Source organism: Mesorhizobium sp. CNPSo 4688, assembly GCF_057784295.1.
Map to the genome: position 1 here is coordinate 1 of NZ_JBWLUY010000048.1, position 9,989 is coordinate 9,989.

Genomic DNA, 9,989 nt, shown 5'->3' on the forward strand with positions numbered 1-9,989 from the left:
GGGCGGTTTTGGTCGAGAAGGGCGGGGGCAGCCCGAATGGGTCAGCCATTTGTAGGACAATTTAAGCAGTTTGTCGCCATGCCACGGCAATGGATCGACCAAACCCCGCCGATTTGCGGCGATGATCAACCGGCCGGTGGCTTGCAATAAAACCGTCATTGCCGGCCTATATCAAGTCGGCTCAGGGTTTCATGTCAGCCGGCAAGCGGAGCAGCAGAAATGACTGAGTTAAAGCAGAATTCTCCGGCCAGGGATTGGCTTGAGGCCGAACTCGCCGACACGCTCGACGAAGACTATGAGCTGGAAATGTCGGAGCCGGCGCTGTCGCTGGAGATCGCCAAGATCTACAAGAACGCGCATCCGCCATCGATCGATCGCATGCAGTATTTTCGCGATCTGATCAGCCTGCAGTCGGAACTGATCAAGCTGCAGTCCTGGGTCGCCTACCACAAGAAAAAGCTGGTGGTGATTTTCGAGGGCCGCGATTCTGCCGGCAAGGGCGGCGTCATCAAGCGCATCACCCAGCGCCTCAACCCACGCATCGCTCGTGTCGTGGCGCTGCCGGCGCCGACCGAGCGTGAGAAATCGCAATGGTATTTCCAGCGTTACGTGCCGCATCTGCCGGCCGGCGGTGAGATCGTGCTGTTCGACCGCTCCTGGTACAACCGCTCCGGCGTCGAGCGGGTGATGGGCTTTGCCGACCAGGATCAGGTCGAGGAGTTCTTCCGCGACGTGCCGGAGTTCGAGCGCATGCTGGTCCGCTCCGGCGTCACGCTGGTCAAATACTGGTTCTCCATCACCGACGAAGAACAACAGATGCGCTTCCTGATGCGCATTCACGATCCGATGAAACAGTGGAAACTGTCGCCGATGGATCTGCAGTCGCGCGTGCGCTGGGAGCAGTACACCAAGGCCAAGGAAGAGACGTTTGCCCGCACCAACATTCCCGAGGCACCGTGGTACATCGTCGAAGGCAACGACAAGAAGCGGGCGCGGCTGAACTGCATCGATCATCTGCTCAAGCAGATGCCCTATGAGGAAGTGCCGCACGAAGAAATCACGCTGCCCGAGCGGGTGTTCAATCCGGAGTACGAACGGCAGGTGCTGCCGCGGGAACTTTACGTGCCGGAGAAGTATTGAGCACTTTTTCCTTCTCCCCGTTCACGGGGAGAAGGTGCCCGAAGGGCGGATGAGGGGCAGCGCTAATCTCGAAAGTAGAGCCCAGTCAATTCGCATCATCGGCGGGGTAATCATCTATCGGCAGCGCCGCCCCTCATTGCCCTGCCGGGCATTTCTCCCCGTAGAACGGGGAGAAAGGAGCCTGCACCAAAGGCTTCACCTAACCCCGCTTGATCGTCACATGCGTGGCAAGCGCCGTCGCGACCTGCTCGGTGCATTGATAGCCGAGCTTGAGCATATCCAGGCCTGCAAACAGATTCTCACCCTTGCCCAGCAGCACCGGCGACACCGCCAGATGCAACTCGTCGATGAGCTTCTCCTTGAGATACTGCCGGATGGTGGAGACGCCGCCGCCGACGCGTACATCCTTGCCACCGGCAGCGGCTTTCGCCTGGTCGAGTGCCTCATGGATGCCGCCGGTGACGAAGTGGAAAGTGGTGCCGCCTTCCATTTCGATCGGATCGCGCTTGTAGTGCGTCAGCACGAAGACCGGCACATGGTAGGGCGGATTGGTGCCCCACCAGCCCTTCCAGCTGTCGTCCGGCCAATCGCCGCGGATTGGCCCAAACATGTTGCGGCCGAGGATCCAGGCGCCGACATTGTCGAAGCTGCGGACGGTAAACCGGTCGTCCACATCGGTGGTGCCGCCATCCTTGCCGACCATCTCGTGGAAGGTGCGGGTGCCGGTCATCCATTTGTGTAGCTCCTCGCCACCAACGCCCAGCGGGTTTTGCAGGGTCTGGTCAGGACCGGCGCCGAAACCGTCGAGCGACAGGGTGAATGCATTGACACGCAGCTTGGACATGAAAGCCTCCGAGGTAACCGGTTTTGATTTGCAAGTAGTTGCTTTGTAGCAAACCGATTGCGAATTGCAAGTGGTTTTTTTAAATCACAAAGATTTAGAATATTCTAATAGTTGACGGAAAAAGCCGCCGCGTTACCCTTCGGGAGGCCCTGAGTCGGGAGCGCACGAGATGAAGGCATATCGCGTCGAGAGGATGGACGGAGAGGTCGTTCAGGAGAGTCAGGAGACCCACGCCAGCACGCCGTTTGGGGCAGCCGAAAAGGTGATCGGCCGGAAGGTCACCTTGCGAGGCGACGCCTGCAAATGGATCCGCGTGGTTGACCTGACAGACAAGGTCCCGACGCGGCGTCGCCCCAGCATTTACGAGTATAGAGCGCTGGCGGGATAGGTCAGCAAATTTGCGGCGCCTGTGACGGTAACTGGCCTCAAGCCGCGGCGCGCTTCGGCATCATCGCAAACGGGCTGAGGCCAAGCCAAGTCTGCATTTTGCCGGCGACGTCGAGATCGCCGGTCAGGCTGATCTTGTCGCGTTCCTTGTGGACCGTTGTCAGCCCCATCCAGATCGACGTCATGGTGCAGAGGTCCGTCGAGACGTAGAGATCGACGTCAAAGCCCGGATCGTACCAGCACAGATCGACATCGCCCTGTTTCTCGACGATCAGCCACCACGAGCGTTTTGACGCCGGCAGGTCATGGTACAGGAATTGTATCACGGTGCGCCCGTCGGGCAGCGGACTGGGGTTGAGATTGCGGCGCATGTCCCACATCAACAGCGACGGATCGAGATTCCTGAGCGACAGCCTGGCCTCGACCCATTTCTGACCCCAGAAGCCCATCGCTTCGACCACCGGGCGCAAATCCCGGCCCGCCTCGGTCAGCCGGTATTCGAACACGCCCTTTTCGGATTCGATCTCGGTGCGCTCGACAATGCCGCCCGCTTCGAGGTCCTTCAGCCGTTGCGACAGAAGGGTTGGCGACATTTTCGGCACGCCGCGGCGCAAATCGTTGAAACGGGTCGAGCCCGCCACCAGTTCGCGCAGCAGCACCATCGTCCAGCGTGTGCACAACAGCTCCGCCGCCATCGAGAGCGGGCAGAACTGCTTGTATCCGGCTTGCGTCATGTGGCGATCTCCAAAAGAAGTTGCCGAACCTTATTCAGAAAACCTGAGATCAGCCAGTACAGAAGCTGTACTGGTCCCCCTGGTACAGTTTGGTGACTGGAGGGGCCCGGCGCCGTCATGCGAGGCAGCGGTCACGTCGCCGGGCAGTCCGGCGCCGATCCATAAGGAGTAAAGCAATGACCGCTTACGTGATCGCAGACATCAAGGTGAAGGACGACAAATGGGTGCCGGCCTATGCCGCTTCGGTGCACGACCTCGTGCACAAGCATGGCGGCAAGTACCTGGCCCGCAGCGGCAATGTGAAGACGCTGGAGGGCAAGCCGCTCGACACCAGCCTGATCGCCATCATGGCGTTTCCGTCGGCAAAGGCAGCCGAAGCCTTCACCAACGATCCGCAATACGCCCCGTTTGTGGCGGAGCGCCAGAAGGGCAGCGACAGCCGCTTCCAGCTGATCGACGATACCGATCTGGCCGGAACGATCCCTTATTTGCCGAAGGCGTGAGGAAAAGCCGGAATCCGGAAAGTCCGGGTTCCGGCTATCCCTTCAGCGTCCCTGTGGGCAAAACCTATTCCATCGACAGGATGAGATTGCGCACGGCCGGATAGATTTCGCGCTCCCAGCGCTTGCCGTTGAAGACACCGTAATGGCCGACATTGGCCTGCAAATGATGGCGCTTCAGATGCGGACGCAGCGACCGGCACAATTCATGCGCGGCCGAGGTCTGACCGAGGGCGCAGATGTCGTCGCGCCCGCCCTCGACGGTCAGCAGCGCCGTGTTGCGGATCGCGCCCGGATCGACCGGGCTGCCCCGGAACGTGAACGTGCCGGTGGCGAGCTCCGCCTTCTGGAACACGCGGTCGATGGTTTCGAGATAGAATTCTTCGGTGAGGTCGAGCACCGCCAGATACTCGTCGTAGAAGGTTTTTATCTTCTCGGCCTCGGCGGTCTCGCCAGTCGCCAGATGGTCATGCAGTTTTTGGTGGGCCTTCTTATGGCGATCCATGTTCATGGCCATGAACGCGGCAAGCTGCAGAAAGCCCGGATAGACGCGGCGTCCGCCGCCGGCATGGCGCCACGGCACGCGCGAAATGACGGAACTCTGGAACCACGCCAGCGACTTGCTGACGGCGAACTCGTTGACCTTGGTCGGACTCTCGCGCGGATCGATCGGCCCCGCCATCAGCGTCATCGAGCGCGGTGTCGCAGGATGCTTGTCCTCGGACATCACGGCGACTGCGGCAAGCGCCTGGACGCAGGGCTGGCAGACCGCCAGTATGTGCGCGCCCGGGCCGATCGCCTCCAGGAAGCGGATGATGTAGTCGACATAGTCGTCCACGCCGAAACGGCCGGCCGCAAGTGGTACGTCACGGGCATTGGCCCAGTCGGTAATGTAGACCTCGTGGTCTGCCAGCAGCGTCTCCACCGTACCGCGCAGCAGCGTCGAGAAGTGACCCGACAAAGGGGCGATCACCATCACCTTGGGCTGGCGCGTATCCATGTCCTTGGCGAAGCGCAGCAACGTCCCGAACGGCAGCTCGAGTGCTGTCTCGACGGTGACCGGTACGTCGCGATTGCCGACCCTGGCGGATCTGATGTCGAAATCCGGTCGCGTATGGGTGAGCTTGAAGCGGCCGATCATCTCCAGCCCGGCGGCAAGGCGCTGCTTTACGCTGTCGCCTGAAACCATGCTGCTCATCGCCGAGCGCAAGAGATCGGCGAAAAAACGCGACGGGGCGATGAGGTCGTCCTGAAGCTGGTAGGCCTGGTACAGCATCGAGACGCACATCCCATTCCGAAGCCGCCATGTGGCAGTGCAAAAAATCTAGTGCAAAATTTTGTGCATTGCGAGAGGATTGTTGCCGGCAAAGGGGCTCGGAGGGCCGACGGCATGACCAAGGCGACGTTGACGATCTCGTCGAAGAACTATTCCTCCTGGTCCTTGCGTGGCTGGCTACTCTGCCGCATGGCCGGGCTGGAGTTCGAGGAGAAGCGCATCGACATCGATGACCCCGAACAACGGCAGGAATTGCTGCTCCTGTCGCCATCGGTGCTGGTGCCGCGGCTGACTCATGACGGGGTGACCGTGTGGGACACGCTGGCGATCGCCGAATATCTGGCCGAGACGATGCCGGATGCCGGTCTGCTACCTGCCGACCGCGTGGCGCGCGCGCATTGCCGTGCGATATCGGGCGAGATGCATTCAGGCTTTCACAATTTGCGCTCGGCGCTGCCGATGAGCCTGAAAGCCCGGCACAAGAGCTTCAAGATCTTTTCCGGCGCGCGCCCGGACGTGGAGCGGATCAAGACGATCTGGTCCGAATGCCTGGCAGCCTATGGCGGGCCGTTTATGTTCGGTTCCTCGCCGACCGTGGCCGACGCGATGTATGCGCCGGTCTGCACCCGTTTCCGCACCTATGCGGTTGAGCTCGAAGCGCCACACGCGGGCTATTGCGAGGTGATCCTCGACTGGTCGCTGATGCAGGAGTGGACGCGGGACGCGCTTGCCGAGCCCGAGGACATTATCGAACTCGACGTGGAATTTTAGGAAGGTGGAGCAGGGTGGCTGCGGCGCGGCTATCCCTTCAGCATCTGCGCCACCTCGGGCGCGAAATACGTCAGAATGCCGTCGCAGCCGGCGCGCTTGAAGGCAAGCAGGCTCTCAAGCATCGCTTTCTCGCCGTCGATCCAGCCATTGGCGGCGGCTGCCTTGATCATCGAATATTCGCCCGACACCTGGTAGGCGAAGGTCGGCATCTGGAACTCGTCCTTCAGACGGCGGATGATGTCGAGATAGGGCAGGCCTGGCTTGACCATCAGCATGTCCGCGCCTTCGGCGATGTCCTGCTCGGCCTCGCGCACCGCTTCGTCGGAATTGGCGTGATCGAGATAGTAGGTCTTCTTGTCGCCCTTGAGCAGGCCGGCGGTGCCGACTGCCTCGCGATAGGGGCCGTAGAAGGCGGAAGCGAATTTCGTCGCGTAGGACATGATCGCCACGTCTGAAAACCCGTTGGCATCGAGCGCGTCGCGGATGGCGCCGATGCGGCCATCCATCATATCCGACGGCGCAATGATGTCGGCGCCGGCTGCCGCCTGGATGACGGCTGCGGCGGTCACCTGTTCCACCGTCTCGTCATTGACGATGATACTGTCGCGCAAGATGCCGTCATGGCCGTGGCTGGTGAACGGATCGAGCGCTGCATCGGTGATGATGCCAATCTCCGGCACCGCGTCCTTGATGGCGCGGGTTGCACGGTTGATGATGTTTTCCGGGTCGAGGATGTGCGAACCGAACTGGTCGCGCAAAGCGAGTTCGACATTGGGGAAGGTAGCGATCGCCGGAATGCCGAGCTTTGCCGCGCGCTCGGCTTCCTTGACGGCGAGATCGAGCGACAGGCGGAAGACGCCGGGCATGGCGGCGATCGGCTCGCGCGTGTTCTTGCCGTCGATGACAAAGATCGGCCAGATCAGGTCGTCGACCGACAGCCGGTTCTCCTGCACCAGGCGGCGCGACCAGTCGGCCTTGCGCATGCGCCGCAAGCGGCGGCTGCCGGTGATCTCGTCGACGCTGCGTGCGCCGGCGGGCTTTGCGGGGGTGAATTTGTTCATCGCCATAACTCCGGATCGAGCGGCTTTTACCACGAGCCCTTGCCGCTGACCAATGCGACACGATTGTGCCAGCGATCTCCGTCATCACTTCGGTGGCCACGCCAGCTCGGGTCCGGTTTTGAAGAATGACACATTGTTGGTGAAGATGCTCTCCGGTGCGAGCCGGATCAGGCGTCCGTTCGGATGGTCGAAATCGGCCACGGTGTTGACGAACCAGCGGTTCCAGGTCGCCTCGGGACCCAGATATTTATGCAGCAGTCGTTTGAAGCGGTCGGGCGACATCGGCTCGATGGTGGCCGCGCCGCGCAGGCCGAGATGCAGCAGGATGCCGGCCTCATTGTCGAAATGGACGATCTCCACCGCGCAGCGCGGGTCGCGTTCGAGGTGTTTGACAGCACTTGCCTCGGTTGAGCCGAGCAGCCAGATCGCATCGTCCTCCCAGATAAACCACATCGGCGCATTGCGGGGCGCGCCATTCGCGGTCACGGTCGCCAGGTTGGCCATCAGCGGACGGCTGAGCACATCGTCCGGGTCGAACTTTTTCGGCATCTCCCAGCCATAGCCCGGCGCTGCGGTTTCAATCGTCATGCGTTTGCTCTTGGATCACAAGACAGGCTGAGATGGTGTTTCGCCGGCAATTTTGCTCGCATTTTTGCCCGGGGCAAAGCACGGTCGCGTTCCATTGCGAAATCCAAACCACCCTCCGCCGGTTGACGCACCCATGCGCCACCTTTAGCACTTCAGTCCCGCAGGCGCGGGGAGGGAATCTCTGACGATGGATTTTGGCGGCGGCGACGAGATCCGCTTTGAACGGTTGGGCAAGGCAGGCGTCGTCACGCTGACGCGGCCGCAGGCGCTTAATGCGCTGACGCATCGCATGATCAAGGCGCTGGACAAGGCGCTGAACGCTTTTGAGCAGGATGCCGGCGTCGATGTCGTCGTCGTCAAGGCCGAGGGCAGGGCGTTTTCAGCCGGCGGTGACATCATGCATGTCTATGAGGCCCGCGCCGGAAAGCCGCCGGTCGAGTTCTTCGCCGACGAATACCGGCTCAATGCCCGCATTAACAGCTTCAAAAAGCCTTATGTCGCGCTGGTCGACGGCATCGTCATGGGCGGCGGCGTCGGCATCTCGTTCCACGGCTCGCACCGGGTGCTGACCGAGAACGCCCAGTTCGCCATGCCTGAAGTCGGCATCGGCTTTTTCCCCGATGTCGGCGGCAGCCACCTTCTGCCGGACCTCGGCGGCAGCTTCGGCATGTACCTGGCACTGACCGGCAACCGTATCCGCTATGGCGATGCGCTGTGGTCGGGCCTGGCCACCCACACCATCAAGGCCGCTGACCAATCTGCGTTCCTCGACCGGCTCTGCGCCAATGGCGATCCGGAATCGGTGCTACGCGGCTTTTTCGTGCCAGCCAAGCGCGAGACCGGCCAGCCGATGCTGGAAGCGATCGCCCGCCATTTTGCCCAACCTTCGCTGGCTGATATCATCACCAGCCTGGAACGGGCGGCCGGCGCCGACGAATTTGCCGCCAAGACGCTGGCCACAATCCGCACCCGCTCGCCCACCAGTCTCAATGTCGCCTGGCGCCAGATCAGCGCCGGGCTGACTTTGTCGATGGAAGCCTGCATGAAGATGGAGTTCCGCATCCTCAACCGCATGCTGACCGGCCACGACTTCTATGAAGGCATCCGCGCCGCCATCATCGACAAGGGCTCGACGCCGCAATGGCGGCCGGCAAGCCTCGCCGAAGTCGACGCGGCTTCGGTCGACGCCTATTTCGCGCCGCTCGAACAGGAGCTCGAGCTGTGAGCGAGGTCACGTCACGGCGCGTCGTGCTGCAGCCCTCGGGCGTCGAAATCATCTTCGCCTGGTTCCAGCGCGTCATAGCCGGCTACTGCCTGTTGTTCGGCATCCTGTACTGGATCCGGCTGATCGGCTTTTATCCCGGCCCGCTCTGGCGCTTCGACCTGATGCCCGTGCATTGGCAGGTGGCGGCGGTGATGCTGGCCGTGTTCTTTCCCTTCGCGGCCGCCGGCCTGTGGATGCTGGCCTCCTGGGGCCCGGTGATCTGGTTCATCTGCGCCGTCACCGAGATCATCATGTATGCCGGCTTTCCCGATCTGTTCGGCCACCGGCCGCTGATCCTGTTTTCGCACTTCGCGGTGGCGCTGCTTTATGTCGTCTTTCGCGTCGTGATCTGGATGCAGAAGCGCCCCACGCGCGCCTGAAGCGCCGCCCCGCCGCCATTGGCTAAATCTTTAGGTTAATTATCCTTGCTCGGGTGACCGTTCGTTAAGCGTCTTCCGAAACCTATTACCGGTAAGCTCTTGTTAGCCCTAGCGTTTAAGTCGAATTTTATGAGTATTCGATAGTGTCGCGATCAAGGTGAAAAACAAAAAATCACCAGGGCGACAAACGAGAGGCAAAGACAATGATCAATTCGCGTCCGGCGGCGAAGACCGCCAACGTATCCGACGATCGCCGCGAGGCTATCCGTTCGCTTTACATGGAATCGCTGCAGCTGGTGGAGCGTCTGCATCGCCGTCTGCTTGACGTGATCAAGGACGAGTTCGACCGCAACGGCCGTTCCGACATCAATGCCATCCAGGCGTTGCTTCTGTTCAACATCGGCAACTCCGAGCTGACCGCTGGCGAGCTGCGTTCGCGTGGCTACTATCTCGGCTCGAACGTCTCCTACAATCTGAAGAAGCTGGTCGATCTCGGCTTCATCAACCACCAGCGCTCGCGCATCGACCGCCGTTCGGTCCGCGTCTCGCTGACGCCGAAGGGCAATGAAGTGGCCGACGTCGTCGCCGGTCTCTATGAGCGCCATGTCGGCTCGATCGAACAGGTCGGCGGCATCAACAGCGAAGAGTTCAAGCAGATGAACCGCGCGCTGCAGCGCCTCGACCGCTTCTGGAACGACACCATCGCCTACCGGATGTAATCCGGACATCGGAACGCGAGCCGCGCCAGAAGAAGCGCGGCCGGGGGAAAGCAAATGAAGGACCGGCGCCGGGGGGCGTCGGTCCTTTTTGCGATCATGGCTGTGATCACCATTTGACCACGCCGCGCCTTGCTGCGGTTTGCTTTCGCCTCCGCAATGCCTAATCTCACCGCCCGGAGGGTAGGGCTATCGCATATGACATTTTCTGAGATGTTTGCCCGGCACTTACCCCCACCCTTAATCCCTCCCCACAAGGGGGAGGGAGACCCTGCTGGCGCTGATCTTGGCAAATTACTGAGGTCTGGATGCAAGGGCGGAGACAAAC

General features: G+C 61.3%; 12 protein-coding genes. 7 read left to right on the plus strand and 5 right to left on the minus strand.

All coding sequences use genetic code 11. The features are described from left to right. Positions 1-219 precede the first annotated feature (219 nt). Complete coding sequence (gene ppk2, locus AC04SH_RS34020) at positions 220-1,140, plus strand: polyphosphate kinase 2 (RefSeq protein ID WP_112567462.1); 921 nt, start codon at positions 220-222, stop codon at positions 1,138-1,140. Positions 1,141-1,339: 199 nt separating this feature from the next. On the opposite strand, the gene AC04SH_RS34025 is transcribed toward ppk2, so the two are convergent. Next, positions 1,340-1,984 (minus strand): dihydrofolate reductase family protein, encoded by a 645-nt coding sequence (locus AC04SH_RS34025; protein WP_488578011.1) that lies wholly within the window; start codon positions 1,982-1,984, stop codon positions 1,340-1,342. A gap of 169 nt (positions 1,985-2,153) precedes the next feature. On the opposite strand from AC04SH_RS34025, the gene AC04SH_RS34030 reads away from it, so the two are divergent. After that, positions 2,154-2,372 carry a hypothetical protein gene (locus tag AC04SH_RS34030; RefSeq protein ID WP_203280046.1) on the plus strand — a complete coding sequence of 73 codons (219 nt, stop codon included), beginning with the start codon at positions 2,154-2,156 and terminating at the stop codon, positions 2,370-2,372. A 37-nt stretch (positions 2,373-2,409) separates the two neighbouring features. Here the strand turns inward: AC04SH_RS34030 and AC04SH_RS34035 are convergent, their stop codons facing one another. After that, on the minus strand, positions 2,410-3,105 hold the full coding sequence (locus tag AC04SH_RS34035; protein WP_488578012.1) for a winged helix-turn-helix transcriptional regulator: 696 nt from the start codon (positions 3,103-3,105) through the stop codon (positions 2,410-2,412). Between the two features lie 176 nt (positions 3,106-3,281). On the opposite strand from AC04SH_RS34035, the gene AC04SH_RS34040 reads away from it, so the two are divergent. Next, on the plus strand, positions 3,282-3,608 hold the full coding sequence (locus AC04SH_RS34040) for a DUF1330 domain-containing protein (RefSeq protein ID WP_023693250.1): 327 nt from the start codon (positions 3,282-3,284) through the stop codon (positions 3,606-3,608). A 64-nt stretch (positions 3,609-3,672) separates the two neighbouring features. Here the strand turns inward: AC04SH_RS34040 and AC04SH_RS34045 are convergent, their stop codons facing one another. Then, a complete protein-coding gene (locus AC04SH_RS34045) occupies positions 3,673-4,881 on the minus strand; it encodes a polyhydroxyalkanoate depolymerase (RefSeq protein ID WP_488578013.1) in 1,209 nt (402 codons plus the stop codon). 114 nt (positions 4,882-4,995) lie between these two features. Here AC04SH_RS34045 and AC04SH_RS34050 point away from each other — a divergent pair, with 114 nt between their 5' ends. Beyond that, positions 4,996-5,652, plus strand: coding sequence for a glutathione S-transferase family protein (locus AC04SH_RS34050; protein WP_488578014.1), 657 nt, complete (start codon positions 4,996-4,998; stop codon positions 5,650-5,652). A gap of 29 nt (positions 5,653-5,681) precedes the next feature. Here AC04SH_RS34050 and hemB read toward each other — a convergent pair whose 3' ends face one another. Beyond that, entirely contained in the window at positions 5,682-6,713 is a 1,032-nt protein-coding gene (gene hemB / locus AC04SH_RS34055) for a porphobilinogen synthase (protein WP_488578015.1), read from the minus strand. Positions 6,714-6,797: 84 nt separating this feature from the next. After that, complete coding sequence (locus AC04SH_RS34060) at positions 6,798-7,301, minus strand: pyridoxamine 5'-phosphate oxidase family protein (protein WP_488578016.1); 504 nt, start codon at positions 7,299-7,301, stop codon at positions 6,798-6,800. A 187-nt stretch (positions 7,302-7,488) separates the two neighbouring features. Here AC04SH_RS34060 and AC04SH_RS34065 point away from each other — a divergent pair, with 187 nt between their 5' ends. From AC04SH_RS34065 to ldtR, 3 genes are all read left to right on the plus strand, one after another. Continuing rightward, complete coding sequence (locus tag AC04SH_RS34065) at positions 7,489-8,526, plus strand: enoyl-CoA hydratase/isomerase family protein (RefSeq protein WP_488578017.1); 1,038 nt, start codon at positions 7,489-7,491, stop codon at positions 8,524-8,526. Beyond that, positions 8,523-8,945, plus strand: coding sequence for a DUF6163 family protein (locus tag AC04SH_RS34070; RefSeq protein WP_488578018.1), 423 nt, complete (start codon positions 8,523-8,525; stop codon positions 8,943-8,945). The genes AC04SH_RS34065 and AC04SH_RS34070 overlap by 4 nt, the downstream gene beginning before the upstream one ends. A gap of 203 nt (positions 8,946-9,148) precedes the next feature. Continuing rightward, positions 9,149-9,664 (plus strand): transcriptional regulator LdtR, encoded by a 516-nt coding sequence (gene ldtR / locus AC04SH_RS34075; protein ID WP_142869475.1) that lies wholly within the window; start codon positions 9,149-9,151, stop codon positions 9,662-9,664. Positions 9,665-9,989 lie beyond the last annotated feature (325 nt).